The sequence below is a fragment of the Coprococcus sp. OM06-34AC genome (assembly GCF_003462545.1).
In the GTDB taxonomy this organism is placed as follows: Bacteria; Bacillota; Clostridia; order Lachnospirales; family Lachnospiraceae; genus Coprococcus; species Coprococcus aceti.
The window spans coordinates 255,868-273,237 of the sequence record NZ_QTZF01000002.1; the positions used below are offsets into that span (position 1 = coordinate 255,868).

The window sequence follows — 17,370 nt, forward strand, 5'->3', positions numbered from 1 at the left end:
TTTTTCCGATCATCGACTTTTTCTCCGGTCAGGCTAAAAAGTAGATATGTTTCCATACAAGAAAACCGAGCTTTCCGCAAGGCTTCTCTGATGATGCTAACCTCGCAAAAAGCCCGGAAATACGCTACTTTTCAGCCTTTATTTATCTTTCCTTGACAGCAAGCACACGCTCTCCACATGCCCGCTGTGACAAAACTGATCAACAACCGCCACCTTATTCGCCACATACCCCTTCTCCTGAAGTATCTTCACATCCCTTGCCAAGGTTGCCGGGTCGCAGCTCACGTAGACGATACGCTCCGGTGCCATATGGACCAGAGTATCCAGAAGAACCTGATCACAGCCCTTTCGTGGCGGGTCTACGACCACGACGTCCGCGTGGGAGCCGTCGCCGCCCTTCTTGTATATGTCGGGAACGACTTCCTCTGCCTTACCGACAAAGAACTCGGCATTTGTGATCCCGTTGATCTCGGCGTTGTGTCTTGCATCATCTATAGCCTGTGGAACGATCTCCACTCCGTATACCTTCTTTGCCTTCTGCGCGAGGAACAAGGATATGGTTCCTATTCCGCAGTACATGTCCCACACGGTCTCGTCACCGGACAGGTCCGCATACTCCAAAGCCTTGTTGTACAGGACATTTGTCTGGACAGGATTTACCTGATAGAAGGACAATGGGGATATCTGATATTTGATGTCACCGATATAGTCCGTGATGTATGACTGTCCCCAGAGGGTTATGCACTTATCACCGAGTATACGGTTCGTATTCTCCATGTTGACATTCAGGCAAATGGATGTCATGCCGTCTATCTTAACCAGTTCATCTATCAAAATCTCACTGTGCGGAAGCTTGTTGCCATTTGTCACCAGACACACCATGATCTCCTTGGTGGTAAATCCAACTCTGATAAGGATATGTCTGACCAGACCTCTTCCAGTCTCCTCGTCGTAGGTCGATATGTGATTGTCCTCAATGAAGCTTCTGACGATAGCAACTATTTTGTCATTCACTGGCGCACCGATGGCACAGCTCTCTGTGTCTATGATGTCGTGGCTTCTTCCTGCGTAGAATCCGATGACCACATTGCCGTTCTTGTCCCTACCGACAGGGAACTGTGCTTTATTCCTGTAGTGAAATGGATCATCCATGCCGTAGGCTGGCTTTTCCATGATGGCTTCCACGTTCTCCATCTTGCCGATCCTCTGCAGACAGTTCTTCACCTTGTTCCACTTGTATTCGAGCTGCTGCTCATAGGAAACCTGCTGCATGGTGCATCCACCGCATCGTTTCGCCTTGTCGCACACCGGCTCCACACGGTATGGCGATGGTGTGATGAGCTTCATCAATCTTCCGTAGGCTATGTTCTTCTTCACCTTGACGATCTTCACCTCCGCCAGATCGCCCACCACGGCATCCTTGACAAATACAGTCATGCCCTGAACGTGTCCAATGCCCTCTCCGTCATTGCCCATGTCCTCGATGAGCACCTGATAATCCTCATTTTTGACAAGTGTGACTTCACCAGTATTTGCCGCATCCGTTCCGGATGTTCTAACAACTGAACTTGCACTATTCACTGCCTCCATGGTATTTTTTCTCTGCATACCATTTACTCGTCTATTGTTCTTAGGTCTCCTATTGTTCCTAATATCTGACATATACTATCTCTCTTCCTATTGCCGTTATTAATTATCCGACGTCTTTCGGATGTTGGACTGGAGAGCTCTGTTGAAGCCCAGCCAGCCATTGTTGTCCTTTGCCGCATCCAGCTCCTGGATAAATGTCTGGATCTTGGCGTCTGTGTTGTCCGCCATGGACAGTGCCAGAGCCTCGATGAGTGCCGGCTTCTTTGGTGAGCCGTACTCAAGCTCCCCGTGGTGAGCCAGTATGCAGTGCTCCAGCTCATTTGCCGCCTTGGCAGGGAAATTGTCTATGGTATTGATCTTATCGCGGATCATCATCGTTCCCATGACTATGTGTCCCAGAAGCTGACCTGCGTCTGTGTAGTCGTTCTCAGGGAACTTGGAGATCTCGTAGACCTTGCCAATGTCGTGGAGAAGTGCCGCTGTGATCAGCAGATCTCTGTTGAGCACCGGATAATATGTAGTGTAGTAGTCGCACATCTTGGCAACTGCCAGCGAGTGCTCCAAGAGGCCTCCTATGTATCCATGGTGTATAGATTTTGCCGCTGAATGATTCTTGAATTCCTTGACAAATGCAGGATCCTCGGCGAAGAATTTCTTCAGAAGCACCTTGTAATAATCCTTGTCGAGTGATTCCACGAGAGCCATAAGATCCTTGTACATCTGCTCTATATCTTTCTTGGTACACGGCATATAATCAGCCTCTGAGTATTCTCCCTCATCTGCAATACGAATCTTCTTGATATTGAGCTGAAGCTCATTGTTAAATGATGTGACCTGACCATCCACCTTGATAAAGTTCTTTGACTCAAAGTGTCCTATCGCATTGCTCAGCTCCCAGACCTTTCCGGCTATACTTCCTGTCTTATCCACAAGCTCCAGGTTGTAATATGTCTTTCCTGATTTTGTAGTTCCTGTCTGCTTGTTCTTGCAGAGATAGACATTTGATATCATGTCGCCTTCATTGAAATCTGTTATAAATACCATTTTTCTTTCCTCTTTCTATGCTTAATTATTAATATGTTATTTACATTTTAATCATATATAAGAATACAATAGGCGGTTGTGAAAATCCAGTATTTACTGAACATTTCCACAACCGCCTATATTACCATATCCCCCCACATCACATCTTATCATACTCATGAAGCTTATCTGAAGCAGCCTTCCCATTCTTCCGTGATTCTTCCCTGTCAAGCTTTCTCACTCCAAACAGCCCCTTGATGACAAATGCTATTCCCACGCAAAGTGTTCCAAGAATAAGTGTAAGCTCAAGTCCTGACATATATCTCAGTGAAACATTCAATGATATTATGATGCATACAAAGAATGCTATACAAAGTCCTGTGAACACAAGTCCTGTTCCCATGTTCGGCTTAACCAAAAGTGCGATAAATGCGATGACCAGCAGGACAATAAAGATTCCTCCAATATTCACACCACCACCTATACGAAACAGTGAACTTAAAAGTCCCCAGTCGGACACGACGACATTCTTAAGAAACATCACACCGCCTGCTATCATCAATACTATCCCCAACAAAAACTGCAATAACTCTTTCATCCGCTTTTTCTCCTCTTCCTTTTGTAATACGTAACTCTCTTTGTCTTAAGTCATATATCGCTTTATTTTTCCCAGATCAAACTGTATTTTATAATATCAGCTTTGTGTTTCTCCCGCAACCACAGCCGCTGAATTAATCAGGGAAAATGTGCCTATTTCTACACCTGCAATATGTTGACGCTCTATAATTATAAGGGGTATAATCAATTATGTATGTGTAGAATTAGAGACTTTATGTATATTTAATTATGCTTTTCATGCACTTATCGAGTTAAACACTGATCCTATTCATCATATGATCACAAGATTCATGCCCGTGCATATGAATTTTACAAATCTGCATTTGTATGAACATATTTATATAAACGAATTTACATAAGCACTATAAAATAAAAAGTTAAATAATAAGGAACACAGAAAATGAATCTAAGAACATTAAGAGTTATAGAATACAACAAAATAGTTGAGATGCTGACAACATTTGCCTCATCACCCATGGCGAAGAGGAAGTGTCAGCGCATAAAGCCCCGCAAGGATCTCGCCATGATCGAGACGCTCCAGCAGGAGACAAGGGATGCTCTTCGTCGTCTGAACACCCAGGGCAATCTATCATTTGCAGGACTTAAAGATATCGGGGCATCTCTAAAGAGACTTGAGGTTGAGGGAATCCTCACCACCGCAGAACTGCTTGATGTGGCAAGCATGCTGGACCTCGCACTCACCGCCAAAAGATATGGTGAGAACGAAGGCACAAGCATGACAGATACGAGAAGGCGCAGCAAGGAGCAGATTGAGGAAGAGAAGGCTTCCAACAAGATGCTCGGGCTCAGCATGAACCCGGATGGCACCACATGTCCGGACAGCCTGCGCACGAGATTTCTGGAGCTCATGCCTCTGGAGCATCTGTCCAGGGAGATCCACAGATGCATAATTTCCGAGAACGAATTTGCCGATGACGCTTCATCAGGGCTCAAGGCCGTACGAAGGAACAAGCGTCTGACAAATGAAAAGCTGCACAACCAGCTTGCAAAGCTTGTCAGCGATACCAGCAAGCAGACCATGTTCCAGGATAACCTGGTAACCATGAGAAACGGCAGATACTGTATCCCGGTCAAGGCCGAGTACAAGAACCATTTTCCTGGTATGATACACGACCAGTCGTCGACCGGAGCAACAGTGTTCATCGAGCCTATGGCCATCGTGAACCTGAACAACGAGCTGAAGGAGCTGGACAATCAGGAGCTTGCCGAGATTGAGAAGATACTTGAATCTCTGTCAGCGCAGACCGCAGCGGAGATCGAATACATAAAATACGACTTCGACACTCTGGCTGAACTGGATTTCATCTTTGCAAGAGCTTCATTTGCAAGAAGCTACAAGGGAACCGAACCGGTATTCAACACCGATGGGATCGTCGATATAAAGCAGGGGAGACATCCGCTGCTGGAGAAGCACACCGTCGTACCTGTGGACATCAAACTGGGTGAGGACTACAACCTCCTCATCGTGACCGGTCCTAACACCGGTGGTAAGACGGTATCACTTAAGACTCTGGGACTCTTCTCACTCATGGGACAGTCCGGACTTCATATTCCGGCACTTGACGGTTCAAGACTGAATGTATTTGACGACGTATTTGCCGATATCGGAGATGAGCAGAGTATAGAGCAGAATCTGTCCACATTCTCATCCCACATGAGCAACATCGTGTACATACTGGATCATGTCACCCCCGGCAGTCTGGTTCTCTTCGACGAGCTGGGCGGCGGTACGGACCCTATAGAGGGTGCAGCACTTGCCATCGCCATCCTGTCACATCTGAACGACATGGGTGTCAGATGTATGGCAACCACACACTACAGTGAGCTCAAGACATTTGCCATGAGCACACCGGGTGTCGAAAATGCAAGCTGCGAATTTGACGTGGCAACACTCCAGCCAACTTACAAGCTTATGATTGGTATTCCGGGAAAGTCAAATGCTTTCGCCATAGCGAAGAAGCTTGGCATCGACGATAGCATCATCGAGAGCGCCAAGGCCAATATCGACAGCGATACAGTTGACTTTGAGACCCTGATCGCGGATCTCGAGAGAAGCAAGAGGGAGATTGAACAGGACAAAGCCGACATTGCAAGACTCAAGGAGGATGCAAAGCAGCTTCAGGAACGTGCACAGATGAAGGATACAGAGCTCTCAGACAAGAAAGCCGAGATTCTGGCAAAGGCGCGCCAGGAGGCATCCGAGATCATAGAGGAGGCGAAGGCTGAGGCCGATGCCGCTATAAGGAAATACAACAAATGGACCACTAACCCGGCAAAGGCCGATGCCAAGGCGATGGAGGCCGAGAGACAGAAACTCCGCGCGAAGATCAACGACCTCGGCAAGATGAACGAGGAGAAGCGCAAAACTGTAAAGTCAGACCACAAGGCATCCGACTTCAAGGTTGGCGATACCGTACATGTTATCAGCATGGATTCCGAGGGAACCATCATGGCACTGGCTGACTCCAAGGGTAAGCTGAAGGTCCAGATGGGTATAATCAGCGCGGCTCTTCCACCTACTGATCTTCTGCTGGTTGAGCATGAGAAGAAGAAACCGCAGAAGGCCACAGTCACAGGTGGCAAGAGCATGAACAGGATGATGAATATCAAGCCTGAGATAAATGTTCTCGGAATGACGGTCGACGAAGCCACATCACTTGTGGACAGATTCCTTGATGATGCCCTTATGGCACATCTGCACAGAGTCACTATCATCCATGGCAAGGGCACCGGTGCTCTTCGAAAGGGAATACATCAGTTCCTGAAATCACAGCCACATGTCAAATCCTTCAGACTTGGCGAATTCGGAGAGGGTGATGCGGGAGTCACCATAGTGGAACTTTAAAATAATGCTTCAACAATGAAATCGGTGTACGCCTTCGGATTTTTTACAAACTATATTATTATAAATTTACTGGGAGGTTTATATATATGAGCAAAAATAATATTCTCATCGTTGACGACGACGAGAACATCGCAGAGCTTATATCACTCTACCTCAACAAAGAGTGTTATGAGACCGAGATAGCCGCAAGCGGAACGGAAGCTCTACAGTTATTTGAAGAATATTCACCTGATCTGGTTCTCCTGGATGTCATGCTTCCGGGAATGGACGGCTATCAGGTGTGCACAGAGATAAGGAAGACATCGAATACACCTATCATCATGCTCTCGGCCAAGGGTGAGGTATTTGACAAGGTGCTGGGGCTTAAGATCGGTGCAGATGATTATATCGTCAAGCCATTTGACTCCAATGAGCTGGTGGCAAGGGTCGGCGCCCTTCTCAGAAGGTCAGCCATGACTGAGAGTGCACAGAAGCAGCCACAGAGCGCAGCTTACGATGTCACAAGTGCAGACCATGTAGGTACATTTGTGGAGTATGACGGGCTGGTCGTAAATATCTCCAACTACACAGTAACCTTTGAGGGACACAATCTCGAGATGCCGCCAAAGGAGCTGGAGATCCTCTACTTCCTCGCCAGCAGACCAAATCAGGTATTCACCAGGGAGCAGCTTCTGGACAAGCTGTGGGGATACGAGTATGTGGGCGACACTAGAACCGTGGATGTACATATCAAGAGACTTCGTGAGAAGCTGAACAACAATCATAACTGGAGCATTGCCACTGTATGGGGCATAGGCTACAAGTTTGAATGGAGATCATAATGAAGAAAACAGCATTTGACAAGATCGTGGTCGGATTCGTAGTGCTGGTTGTGATCATATTTGCACTGCTCATGGTGTACAGTATATCAACAGCACAGAATTCTGTTCTCTCAGAGCGCAAATCCACCATGAAGAACGAGATCACAATGCTTGCCGATGGCGCCATGACTGATTACAGCAACGGAACCATTGACAGCAAGGAATTATACAAGGAGCTTCAACATGCGGCGGATACCCTGGACATGGGAATCTGGCTCACCGATGAACGCAGCAACATTATTTTCAGGTCGGGAAGCTCTTCAGGAAGCAGTGAATCCGGTGGGTCTTCCAAGGATTCAGATTCACACAGCAGCACAAATGACAACCTCAAGAATTATGTGGAACCGGATGAATTGTTTGCATCATTCTGCTTCGAGAATACATTTGGCGGCTATTTCTCGGAGGACACTCTGGTGATCGGCCAGCCTCTCTACTCGTGGAACAATTACATGGGAACTATCATCCTGACATCACCTATGACATTCAAGCAGGATATAAAGAGCAGGATGCTTTCAACGACATTTGTGCCATTCCTGATTCTCATGCTGATAGCCATGATCGCGCTTATGCTCATGTCAAACAGCCTGCTCAAGCCTATACGTGAGATCATCAAGACGTCCAAGTCATACGCCCAGGGTAACTTCAATGCCAGGGTAAATGTGACCGCGAAGAACGAATTCGGCGAACTTGCGAGATACATGGAGGAGATGGCAGATGAGCTGAGCCGTTCAAATGAGTACAGGAAGTCATTTATATCAAATATATCCCATGACTTCAGATCGCCACTCACATCCATCAAGGGTTACATAGAGGCCATGCTGGACGGCACTATTCCACTGGAAAAGCATGAGAAGTACCTCGGCATAGTGTTAAATGAGGCACAGAGACTGACCAAGCTGACACAGGGACTTCTGGAGCTGAACAACTTTGACTCATTTGACCTGCAGCTTGACAAGTCCAACTTCGATATCAGGGATATCATCACGCCAACCATCAATACATTTGAAAAGAGATGTAATGACAGGGGAATTTTCCTGGACAGCGTCTTTCTCACGGACAACACCGTGGTATATGCCGACAGGACCAAGATACAGCAGGTTATATACAATCTGGTTGACAACGCCATAAAGTTCACACCTGAGGGACGTCAGATCAGAGTTCAGGTGACCGAGAAGGACAACAAGATATTTACAAGTGTCAAGGATGAGGGTGTGGGAATTCCAAAGGATGCCCAGAAGAAGGTATTTGAGAGATTCTACAAGACGGATCCGAGCCGTGGCAAGGACAAGACCGGAACCGGACTGGGACTGGCAATAACCAAGGAGATCATCAAGGCTCACGGCGAGCAGATCACCCTTACATCCGAGGAGGGCGAGGGAAGCGAATTTATCTTCTCTCTTCCTAAGGAGAAGGATATGCAGGTGCCTATCAAGCCTGTGCATGTCGAGCACACTGAACACCACTCCGATACAGACATATCATCGTCTGGCGTGAAGAGCAATGGCAAATTCAGGATCAAGGACTCATAACATATCGCAGAATATTAAAGCCGGGGTATTACCCCAGAGAATGTCTCTGTTGTAATACCCCGGCTCTATTTATTTCACTTTACATTTCCTACCATCTATCCACACATTTTTCACCTGTGAAACATCTATCGGCTTAGTGAAGTTCAACTCCATTCTCTGTATGCTGTCGCCATCACCGGTCTTGCCGATTCCATATACTACATCTTTCAATTCTTTATTGTCTGTCATCTCAAGTATTATATTCTCCAGCGAGTCATCATCGACCGCCGCATTTTCAACAATGTCAATGGTTATGCCCTTTGTATTTATTGTACATTTTTCAATGCCATCTATGCCGGATACATCCACACTATGTCCCTGCATATCATCCTGAACCTTAAACTGTAAGGTCCAAGGGCCATCCACTTCGTCTGCTACATAGGTGACCGCGCCATCACTTGATTTATTTTTGTTGAACAGGGTAATGCTGTTACATCTCATGGTGATGACATCCCCCACCTTGTATGCATTTTTCTTTTTTAACTTGTATACAATATCAGACATTGTCTGCTTGTTCGTGAGCGAGATTCCATCGCCAGGAGCCGTGCTGCCCGCATATTCACTGACGATGTTCGCACCGCCTTCTATTATCTGCATCTGAGCATCAAAGCTCTCATATTTTTCTGTGTCAAAGTCATCGTATGTGATCACCATCGCAATGTTGACCTGATCGCCATCCACTGCTACCTTCTTCAGATCAAAGCTTACTTTTGCATCGGACTCGGTTATCACCTTTACACTGCCCTTATACTCGTTATTTATGTAGCTCTCGTCCACATATTTTGATGGAATAACACTTCCTGTCTCCCTGCTCAGACTATCAAAAAACCATGCCAGCGAGCCGTTCTCTGCCGCATATGTCAGTCCGCCTCCCGACAGGATCAGAACAGCCGCCACTGCCGCTGCCACCGTCTTCCATCCATGATTTCTTCCGGTTTCCCTCACCTTCACCTTGTGCCTGAGCCTCTTCACACAGGCATCCTTCTCTTCATCCGACATATCCATGGTCTCAATGTCCACATTTACATCGTTCATAACATCATATACATTTCTGTCTTTTCCGTTTTTCATGATCATTCACCGCCTTTACACTTGTTTCAATCGACTTCTTGCTCTGGACATTCTGCTGTAGATAGATGATGAAGATACCCCATAATCTTCCGCTATCTCATCTACACACTGGTCATCCCAGTAGTACCTCAGAATGATGTCCCTGTCTTCGTCCGACAAACCACTCAGCAGCTTTTCCATGCTGTCCGATATCTCCTCATTGAGTATCTCCAGCAGGTTGTCATTTGCAAGCTTGTTCTCATAGTCTGCTATGTCTTCCTCCGAACATCTTCTGCTGTATCTTCTCAGATAATCTATGGATCTGAATCTTGCAATTGCCGTTATCCAGCTTCTGAACGAGCCTTTGCTCTCGTCAAATCTGTCTATATTGTTCCATACATCCAGAAACACATCGTCCATGCACTCTTCAATTTCCTCCGGCATGCCCGAAAGATTCTTGTACACAGCGGCTTTCACCTGCCCGCCATATTCCTGAACCACAAACTCCAGAGCTTTCTCATTATGCCGTTTCAGCTTCGATATATAATTGTTCCTGGTTACTATATCATTCACCTCCCCGTGTGTTTCTAATATATATTCCGATCAAAATCTGTGTTTTCTTGCAGTAAAAGCAATTTTTTTTATAAAAAAGCTGCCAGTTTTTTGAATTATACTGACAGCCATCTCTTTAATTATTATATTTGTTATTCATTTCCTTTACAGCCTCACCGATCTGGGCTCTGAGCTCTGTGGGATAAATGACCTCCACCGAGGTTCCATACTGCATCGCCCAGTGCGCCATCGCCTGACGGCTGCACACAAGCCGCACGTAAGTTACATCATCCTCAGTCTCCCTGAAGCCTTCGTACTGTCTGGCTATATTTTCATCGACCACATCAAAGTTTCTTCCAAACCAATCCACCACATCCGATATGGCAGCCTTTCTGACACGCATCACTATGGTCACCGGCTCATCGGCAAACATATAGATATGCTCAGCCATATGCTTTGGAAGGTTGAGTCCATGCTCCATTCCCTTTACCTCTGTGCGGTTCTTCACAGGCCTGTCAACTATCTGGACCTGTGTCATCTTATCCACTCTGTAATTCGACAGATTGTCATACTTGTCGTAATTGCAGATGAGGTAATACTTTCCGTCATTCGCCACCATCTGATACGGATTGACTACGTACGGCTCCTCCCGCCTCGGATGAAGCTTCTTGTCCTCACCATAATTATTGTACACAAATGATATCTGCTTCTTCTCAGATATGGCATCGTCTATCATTCCCACGTTGAACAGTGTCTGCTTGTTGCTGGTGTGCTCGAGACCCGGAAGACTGCTCACATGCGTCATCTTGTTTGTAAAATATATATTTGACAGACCTGCTATCTTGTCTATGAGCTGGCTTGCCTGACCAGCCGGTATGGTCTTGGAGAACAGGATACTGTCTATCATCATTCGAAGCTCTGCATCGTCAAACTCGTGGTTGTAATACCAGTTCGACGTGAGTATCTCCTTTGTGCCATCCTTCTTTTCTCGCTCAGTCTCGGTGTACTCAATGTCATAGCCATAATCCACCAGACAGTTGAGATTTGCCTTTACGGATTTTCTGTCCACGGTGATATCATAGTCCTCTTTGAGCTTCGCTATGATATCCTTCTGATCCATGGTGTGGTCACAGTCCGTGTATTTCTTCAGTATGTCCAGAATGCATATGTTCAGCATCTTTTTTCCACTTGTAGGATACGCCATGTATATTCCCCCTCTATCACTACATGTCCCAACTAAGGCGATGTAGATTTCCTGCTTCCTCTAGACCTGGGAAATCATTCTGTCTGAGTGCTTCATACAGCACTATTGCCACAGAGTTGCCCAGATTCAGTGAACGAATGTCCGGGAACATTGGAATCCTGATAGATGTATCCTTATAATCAACCAGGATCTCCTCAGGTATACCCGCACTCTCCTTGCCGAACATGATGTATGCGTCATCCTCAAACTTCACATCTGTATACTTCTTCCTGGCTTTGGTTGTCGCCATGTATATCTTTGCTCCGGGATTCTTTGCAAGGAAATCCTCGAAATTCACATATGTTGTCACATCCAGCTTGTCCCAGTAATCAAGCCCGGCACGCTTCAGCTGTTTCTCATTTATCTGGAAGCCCAGCGGCTCTATGAGATGCAGTCTTGCGCCTGCTGCCACACATGTTCTTCCTATGTTGCCTGTATTGGCCGGGATCTCCGGCTCATGTAATACTATATTTAGCATACTACTCCTCCTATAAAAACCTTGGCGGTGTAAGAAATCTCCTCTCGTCGTCGTGCACTACAACCCTATCGCTTTTTTCCGTAAGATGGCCTATGACTGAAGCCTCATATCCTGCCTCATAGAGCTTATCAGCCAGCAATTTTCCATCCGGAACTACGAAGAGTGCAGAACCACAACCATCTATCATATACGGATTATCCCCGGTGTGCTCACATATCTCTATTGTCTCCTGAAGTATCGGTATATTGTCATGACATACCTCAAGCCCGCACTTCAGCGCATCTCCCATCTCCCAGAGAGCTGCAAATACGCCGCCCCTCGATATATCGTGTGAATATATACAGCCATGATCTAATGCTATGTCAACCTGGCCGCCAAGCAGTATAAGCTGCTCGAGCTGCTCCACAGGTCTCAGATAGCTCTCCGAATACCTCTCAAAAAGCTCCTTCTGATTATCATAATAGATCTTCAGGGTTCCACCAACACCAGTCTGTCCACACATAACAATGTCCATACCGGCCAGTCGTTTTGATCCACACAGGTCTAAATCATCATATCCTGCATGTTCCTGACCTACAGATATTCCCATCATTGTCAAACTTATAATTGGCTCGGCAACAGAACTGTTCACCTCAGTATGTCCCGTCACTATGTCAACGCCGTACTCCGCACATATGCCCGCAAGCTTTCTGAGCAGTTTCTTCATGCGTCGTTCATCGTCATTAGGCATAACTATGGTATCTACTGCCGCCCATGGCATATATCCGCCAATCCTTATACTGTTGTAAAGTCTCACTATATCAAGTCTGAGTCCCATATACCCGCTGTCACAGCACACACCAGCCGCAACATTCACGCTTTTAGCTGCGCCGGTGTCTCCGCTACCCCCATCACGCAACAAGAGCCGGGCATAGTCATCTCCTATTCCGGCTCTCGTCACATCGTCGTGGACAGTACGTGGCAGACTCTTAAGTATCGATCGCACCGTCTGGTGCTCTCCAAACTTTCCTCTCATATCTACTCTCCAATTCGACCTGTTTTCCTATTAGAATGCTGAAACTAAAAGTGTAACAACCATTGCGATACACAGAACCACAACAATTATTCTGGATACCAGTGTCTTACCTTTCTTGCTGCTAAGATCTATCATCTTTCCACACTCCTTATCAAAGTATCTTGCTCTACAAAATTAACTTAATAATAACAAAATATAAACCGTAGTTCAACAGCAATTATTTTTACAATCCCTGCCCCTTAAGGTAGTTGATAAACTGCTGTGCAGTACGTCCGCTTATGCCGCCATGTGCAAGCTCCCACTTGTTTGCCTCTGCGCAGAGCTCCTTCTCGTCCATGGTGATGTGCTCCTTCTCAGCAAGTCCCTTGACGATCTCAAAGTATTCCTTCTGTGAAGGTGCGCTGTAGCTGATCGTGACTCCGAATCTGTTGACCAGTGACAGCTTCTCCTGAATGGTATCACTTCTGTGAATACCATTGTTATTCTCCATATCATTCCTGTCGTTCCATGTCTCCTTGATGAGATGACGGCGGTTGGATGTGGCATATATGAGCACATTGTCAGGTCTGATCTCAAGTCCACCCTCGATGACAGCCTTGAGGTACTTGTACTCTATCTCAAATTCCTCAAATGAAAGATCATCCATGTATATGATAAATCTGTAATTTCTGTTCTTGATAAGCGATATGACCTGCGACAGATCCTGGAACTGATGCTTGTATATCTCTATCATACGAAGTCCTCTGTCATAGTACTCGTTGATGATCGCCTTGATCGTGGTTGACTTTCCTGTTCCACTGTCACCAAAGAGAAGTGCATTGTTCGCCTTGCGTCCCTCCACAAATGCCTCAGTGTTGTCCACGATCTTCTTCTTCTGGATCTCATATCCGATGAGGTCATCCAGCATGACATCCTCTGTGTTATTTATAGGTACAAACTCCAGATCTCCGTGCTCACGGGTGATCCTGAACGCCTTGTTAAGTCCGAACATACCCACACCATAAGCCTTGTAGAATGATGTAACTATATCAAATATCTGGTCCTCGTTCTCTGCCTGCTCTATGGCATTGCTGACAGCCTGAACCTTCTCACTGACATTCTTATTGTACATTCTCTCCTTCTTGCCTATGGACCTATAGTTGTTGATAGTTGAGAAACAGTCTATTCCAAGTGCGCTCTCTATCTCTGAGAAATCAAAGTCGAACAGCTTCTTGAATATCCTGAAATCATTCTTGGCGAAATAATTAACGGTTCCGTCATTTGCTCCTACCTTCTCACTGGTTATACTGAATGAGTTCTCATTGGTGATGAGTATAAATGCCAGATAGTTGTGCCACAGATTCTTATCGAATCCATAACTGGTAGCAAGATCCAGAAGTCTCTTGATCTGATCGTATATGCGGGCACACAGCTCCGCATTCTCACACCTCTTGAGATTAAAATCCTCAAATATTCCAGACAGCTTCATAAGTATACTGTCCTCTCCAAGATCTCTGTATAAAACCAATTTCGCTATGTCTCTGTACATGTGTATATCCTTCTTTCTGAACGGCTATATGTATCACCACACAGATGATGCCATATATGAGCCGTTATTTCTTTCTCTTCTTGTAGTTTTTATTTCTGCTACTGTTTCTGACTGTATTGTTTCTTTCTATGTTATTTCTTTCCGAGCTATTTCTTCCCGTATTGTTTCTGCTTGTGTTGTTTTTCCCAGAATTGCCGCTTCCGGCTGTACTGCCCGGTGCATTTGACTCATTCGTCCCGGTCTGCCCGGCGTCCACCTTGCTGACATCAGACGCACATTCCTCATCCAGCCTTCCATTCCATCGCCCCTCGGGGATGTTGCATGCCAGATTATATTTCTTCCACGATATGCCCTTGTCTCTGAGTCTCTTAACCACATATTCTTCAGACATCGCATACAGGACGGAGAAAAGCGGTACAAATATGAGCATACCCAGAATGCCCAACATATCACCTCCAAGCATGACCGCCACAAGTACCCATATAGATGGAAGTCCCACCGAACCGCCAACAACATGAGGATATATGAAGTTTCCCTCTATCTGCTGCAACACGACAAATATGATCAGAAACACTATGGCACGCTTCGGATCCTCTACCAGGATCATAATCGTTCCGGCAAAACATCCGACAAATGCTCCAACAACCGGGATCAGTGCAAATACTGCTATTATGATGCTGACCGTAAGCGCATACGGAATACGGAATATGGTCATCGTAATGAAAAACATAAGTCCAAGTATGCACGCCTCAAGGCACTGACCTGAGATGAACTTGGAGAAGGTCTTATCCGCAAGAACACAAGTCTGAATGAATCGGTCCGCCTTTTCTTCCCTGAACACCGCATACAATACACCCTTTACCTGCTTCTCCAGAGTCTCCTTCTGAGCCAGTATGTAGCACGCAAAGAACAGTCCCACCAGAACATCGACCACGGCGCCTACCACACTGCTGGCAATGGAGAACGTGGAAGACAATACACTGCTGCCGCCGTTCTTCACAATACCAACCACATTTGATATAAGTGCATCCCAATTAATATTGATACTCTTTATCTTATCCACTATCTCCGGCTGGTCCTTCATCAGCTTGATTGCCTTCCTCTGTATATCATCCATGGCCGATGGCAGCTTCTCTGCAAACATAGTTATAGTCTTGGACATCTCAGGTATGATCATAGTTATTGCAAACGTGAGAACAGCTATTATGCACAGAAACGACAGTATGAGGCACACTGGTCTCCTGAACCTGTACAGTCTGCTGTCTTTATTCTTAAACAATACCTTTTCAAGTCCCTTCATAGGTACATTCACCACAAATGCTATGGCAAATCCTATGACAAATGGCATGAGTATATTGATGAGCCAGCTGAACATACTGGACACCTTATCAAAATTAAACAGTACATATGCAAACAGCACCACACCGCACAATATAATCACGGTCCTCACTGTATCCCTCTTATTCCAGTTCATGAAGTCCTCCTAATAATCCACATTATTATTCTATGTAGTCATCAATTACATATCTATTCACCCAGATGTATATCTCCAAATGCCTCGGACAGGGAATATGTCAGATTCTTCTTGGGCTTGTACACATCGATGACCGGGGCCATGATCCTGAAAAAATTCTCCTCATCCTTTGAGAGCTTGAACACCTCAGCGGTATTCCTGGCATCCCACAGGGCATCATGCTCTGCCCCCTGAAAGTTTTCTCCCAGATAAAACACAGCGTCCGACAGTGATATCCTTCTTGACGTTCCTATGAGCTTGGCATATTCCTTCTGGAAATCCTTCCACCTTGATATGATACTTTCCAGCCCGGGGTGCGTGTATTCCTTCAGCCTGGCCTCCTTGCGGAGCTGTCTCAGGTCATTCTCACTCCATGCGTATATCACATCGGCATCAGCACACCACTCTATAAAGCTCCCCATGGCAAAAGCATATGAAGGAGCATTCTCCACCATATCATCTGTTATTCCTGTGAGCTTTATTATACGCGAAGCCATGGTTCCATATGCCGGCTTCACATAACTCTTAAACGAATCTATCTCATTATAATCTTCATCCAGTTTAACCGCACCGATCTCTATGATCTCGCTCTTACATATTTTCTTTTCCTTCTTATACTCTGAATCTATCATATTCATTTCAAAGTCCACAAATACGTATATCATACACTGTATTTCCCCTTACATTGCCGATTTAATCATTGTAACACTGTGACCGGAAAACTGTAAACAAGCATATTAGGTATTTGTCAGCATTTCCGCAAATATTTGAGTATATTTTTGTCCTATTATGAGTTAAAATTTCTGTGACGACATAATATGCACTTATACGGCAGCATACGACACGAAAGGAATATACATATGAAAAATATAATCTTTGATATTGGCATGGTCCTCGTAGACTTCCACTGGAAAAGCACCATGGAGAAGCTTGGCATACCAGCGGACGTGATAGATACTCTTGATCACAACATGATAAACCACCCTATGTGGAATCATTTTGACCTGGACGATATGCCTGAGCCAGAGCTCATCAAACGTTTCAAGGAACTCAGCCCGGAATGCAGCAGCTACATAGACCTGTTCATGAACAATCTCGATGAAGTGGTGGATATGTTCCCGGGAGCCGACATGTGGCTCAAGGATCTCAAGTCCAGAGGTTACAACATCTACCTCCTGTCCAACTACCCAAGAAGACTGTTTGCACTCCACACGCCTAGATTCCACTTCCTGCCTTACACGGACGGAAGAGTGGTCTCCTATGAATACCACGTGACCAAGCCAGACGCCGCCATCTATGAGCATCTCTGCAACAAATATAACCTTGTCCCTGAGGAATCCATTTTTCTTGATGACAGGCAGGCGAATCTCGATGCCGCCGCAAAGCTTGGTTTCCACACTCTTCTGGTCACAGATCCTATAGGAGTGAGGGGCGCACTTGACGACATACTCACACGCGAATAAGGA

The 17,370-nt window shown here is 45.8% G+C and carries 15 protein-coding genes; 4 read left to right on the plus strand and 11 right to left on the minus strand.

Annotation, left to right across the window (positions count from 1 at the left end; translation table 11 throughout):
- Positions 1 to 138 precede the first annotated feature (138 nt).
- The 3 genes from rlmD to DXB91_RS04415 form a co-directional block, all read right to left on the minus strand.
- Complete coding sequence (gene rlmD, locus DXB91_RS04405) at positions 139 to 1,662, minus strand: 23S rRNA (uracil(1939)-C(5))-methyltransferase RlmD (RefSeq protein ID WP_118016923.1); 1,524 nt, start codon at positions 1,660 to 1,662, stop codon at positions 139 to 141.
- A 27-nt stretch (positions 1,663 to 1,689) separates the two neighbouring features.
- On the minus strand, positions 1,690 to 2,634 hold the full coding sequence (locus DXB91_RS04410; RefSeq protein ID WP_022216953.1) for a 3'-5' exoribonuclease YhaM family protein: 945 nt from the start codon (positions 2,632 to 2,634) through the stop codon (positions 1,690 to 1,692).
- A gap of 139 nt (positions 2,635 to 2,773) precedes the next feature.
- Positions 2,774 to 3,211: a hypothetical protein gene (locus DXB91_RS04415; protein ID WP_022216954.1), complete on the minus strand. Its 438-nt coding sequence runs from the start codon at positions 3,209 to 3,211 to the stop codon at positions 2,774 to 2,776.
- Positions 3,212 to 3,631: 420 nt separating this feature from the next.
- Between DXB91_RS04415 and DXB91_RS04420 the strand changes: the two genes are divergently transcribed.
- From DXB91_RS04420 to DXB91_RS04430, 3 genes are all read left to right on the plus strand, one after another.
- Entirely contained in the window at positions 3,632 to 6,097 is a 2,466-nt protein-coding gene (locus tag DXB91_RS04420; RefSeq protein ID WP_118016924.1) for an endonuclease MutS2, read from the plus strand.
- A gap of 86 nt (positions 6,098 to 6,183) precedes the next feature.
- On the plus strand, positions 6,184 to 6,918 hold the full coding sequence (locus DXB91_RS04425) for a response regulator transcription factor (RefSeq protein ID WP_015534659.1): 735 nt from the start codon (positions 6,184 to 6,186) through the stop codon (positions 6,916 to 6,918).
- Positions 6,918 to 8,486: a sensor histidine kinase gene (locus DXB91_RS04430; RefSeq protein WP_243003517.1), complete on the plus strand. Its 1,569-nt coding sequence runs from the start codon at positions 6,918 to 6,920 to the stop codon at positions 8,484 to 8,486. The genes DXB91_RS04425 and DXB91_RS04430 overlap by 1 nt, the downstream gene beginning before the upstream one ends.
- Before the next feature lie 69 nt (positions 8,487 to 8,555).
- On the opposite strand, the gene DXB91_RS04435 is transcribed toward DXB91_RS04430, so the two are convergent.
- The 8 genes from DXB91_RS04435 to DXB91_RS04470 all read right to left on the minus strand — a co-directional run bounded on the left by DXB91_RS04435 (position 8,556) and on the right by DXB91_RS04470 (position 16,569).
- The gene (locus DXB91_RS04435; RefSeq protein ID WP_118016926.1) at positions 8,556 to 9,596 is read right to left on the minus strand and encodes a hypothetical protein; all 1,041 of its coding nucleotides are present in this window, start codon (positions 9,594 to 9,596) and stop codon (positions 8,556 to 8,558) included.
- Positions 9,597 to 9,611: 15 nt separating this feature from the next.
- A complete protein-coding gene (locus DXB91_RS04440) occupies positions 9,612 to 10,148 on the minus strand; it encodes a sigma-70 family RNA polymerase sigma factor (RefSeq protein ID WP_055224066.1) in 537 nt (178 codons plus the stop codon).
- A gap of 115 nt (positions 10,149 to 10,263) precedes the next feature.
- Positions 10,264 to 11,331, minus strand: coding sequence for a WYL domain-containing protein (locus DXB91_RS04445; RefSeq protein ID WP_055224063.1), 1,068 nt, complete (start codon positions 11,329 to 11,331; stop codon positions 10,264 to 10,266).
- Between the two features lie 19 nt (positions 11,332 to 11,350).
- Entirely contained in the window at positions 11,351 to 11,848 is a 498-nt protein-coding gene (gene trmL, locus DXB91_RS04450) for a tRNA (uridine(34)/cytosine(34)/5-carboxymethylaminomethyluridine(34)-2'-O)-methyltransferase TrmL (RefSeq protein ID WP_022216959.1), read from the minus strand.
- 10 nt (positions 11,849 to 11,858) lie between these two features.
- Complete coding sequence (locus DXB91_RS04455; protein WP_118016927.1) at positions 11,859 to 12,863, minus strand: AIR synthase family protein; 1,005 nt, start codon at positions 12,861 to 12,863, stop codon at positions 11,859 to 11,861.
- Between the two features lie 223 nt (positions 12,864 to 13,086).
- On the minus strand, positions 13,087 to 14,391 hold the full coding sequence (locus tag DXB91_RS04460) for an ATP-binding protein (RefSeq protein WP_118016928.1): 1,305 nt from the start codon (positions 14,389 to 14,391) through the stop codon (positions 13,087 to 13,089).
- Between the two features lie 64 nt (positions 14,392 to 14,455).
- Entirely contained in the window at positions 14,456 to 15,865 is a 1,410-nt protein-coding gene (locus DXB91_RS04465) for an AI-2E family transporter (protein ID WP_118016929.1), read from the minus strand.
- A 53-nt stretch (positions 15,866 to 15,918) separates the two neighbouring features.
- Positions 15,919 to 16,569 carry a 3'-5' exonuclease gene (locus tag DXB91_RS04470; protein ID WP_055224054.1) on the minus strand — a complete coding sequence of 217 codons (651 nt, stop codon included), beginning with the start codon at positions 16,567 to 16,569 and terminating at the stop codon, positions 15,919 to 15,921.
- 195 nt (positions 16,570 to 16,764) lie between these two features.
- Between DXB91_RS04470 and DXB91_RS04475 the strand changes: the two genes are divergently transcribed.
- On the plus strand, positions 16,765 to 17,367 hold the full coding sequence (locus DXB91_RS04475) for an HAD family hydrolase (protein WP_117550224.1): 603 nt from the start codon (positions 16,765 to 16,767) through the stop codon (positions 17,365 to 17,367).
- Positions 17,368 to 17,370: the final 3 nt, after the last annotated feature.

What these genes read in the sequence shown, in the direction of transcription:
- DXB91_RS04410 (WP_022216953.1), bottom strand. Translation starts at nt 2,634, where the DNA reads ATGGTATTTATAACAGATTTCAATGAAGGCGACATGATATCAAATGTC.
- DXB91_RS04445 (WP_055224063.1), bottom strand. Translation starts at nt 11,331, where the DNA reads ATGGCGTATCCTACAAGTGGAAAAAAGATGCTGAACATATGCATTCTG.
- trmL (WP_022216959.1), bottom strand. Translation starts at nt 11,848, where the DNA reads ATGCTAAATATAGTATTACATGAGCCGGAGATCCCGGCCAATACAGGC.
- DXB91_RS04475 (WP_117550224.1), top strand. Translation starts at nt 16,765, where the DNA reads ATGAAAAATATAATCTTTGATATTGGCATGGTCCTCGTAGACTTCCAC.
- DXB91_RS04420 (WP_118016924.1), top strand. Translation starts at nt 3,632, where the DNA reads ATGAATCTAAGAACATTAAGAGTTATAGAATACAACAAAATAGTTGAG.
- DXB91_RS04470 (WP_055224054.1), bottom strand. Translation starts at nt 16,569, where the DNA reads ATGATATACGTATTTGTGGACTTTGAAATGAATATGATAGATTCAGAG.
- DXB91_RS04460 (WP_118016928.1), bottom strand. Translation starts at nt 14,391, where the DNA reads ATGTACAGAGACATAGCGAAATTGGTTTTATACAGAGATCTTGGAGAG.
- DXB91_RS04435 (WP_118016926.1), bottom strand. Translation starts at nt 9,596, where the DNA reads ATGAAAAACGGAAAAGACAGAAATGTATATGATGTTATGAACGATGTA.
- DXB91_RS04455 (WP_118016927.1), bottom strand. Translation starts at nt 12,863, where the DNA reads ATGAGAGGAAAGTTTGGAGAGCACCAGACGGTGCGATCGATACTTAAG.
- DXB91_RS04465 (WP_118016929.1), bottom strand. Translation starts at nt 15,865, where the DNA reads ATGAACTGGAATAAGAGGGATACAGTGAGGACCGTGATTATATTGTGC.
- DXB91_RS04430 (WP_243003517.1), top strand. Translation starts at nt 6,918, where the DNA reads ATGAAGAAAACAGCATTTGACAAGATCGTGGTCGGATTCGTAGTGCTG.
- DXB91_RS04415 (WP_022216954.1), bottom strand. Translation starts at nt 3,211, where the DNA reads ATGAAAGAGTTATTGCAGTTTTTGTTGGGGATAGTATTGATGATAGCA.
- rlmD (WP_118016923.1), bottom strand. Translation starts at nt 1,662, where the DNA reads ATGTCAGATATTAGGAACAATAGGAGACCTAAGAACAATAGACGAGTA.
- DXB91_RS04425 (WP_015534659.1), top strand. Translation starts at nt 6,184, where the DNA reads ATGAGCAAAAATAATATTCTCATCGTTGACGACGACGAGAACATCGCA.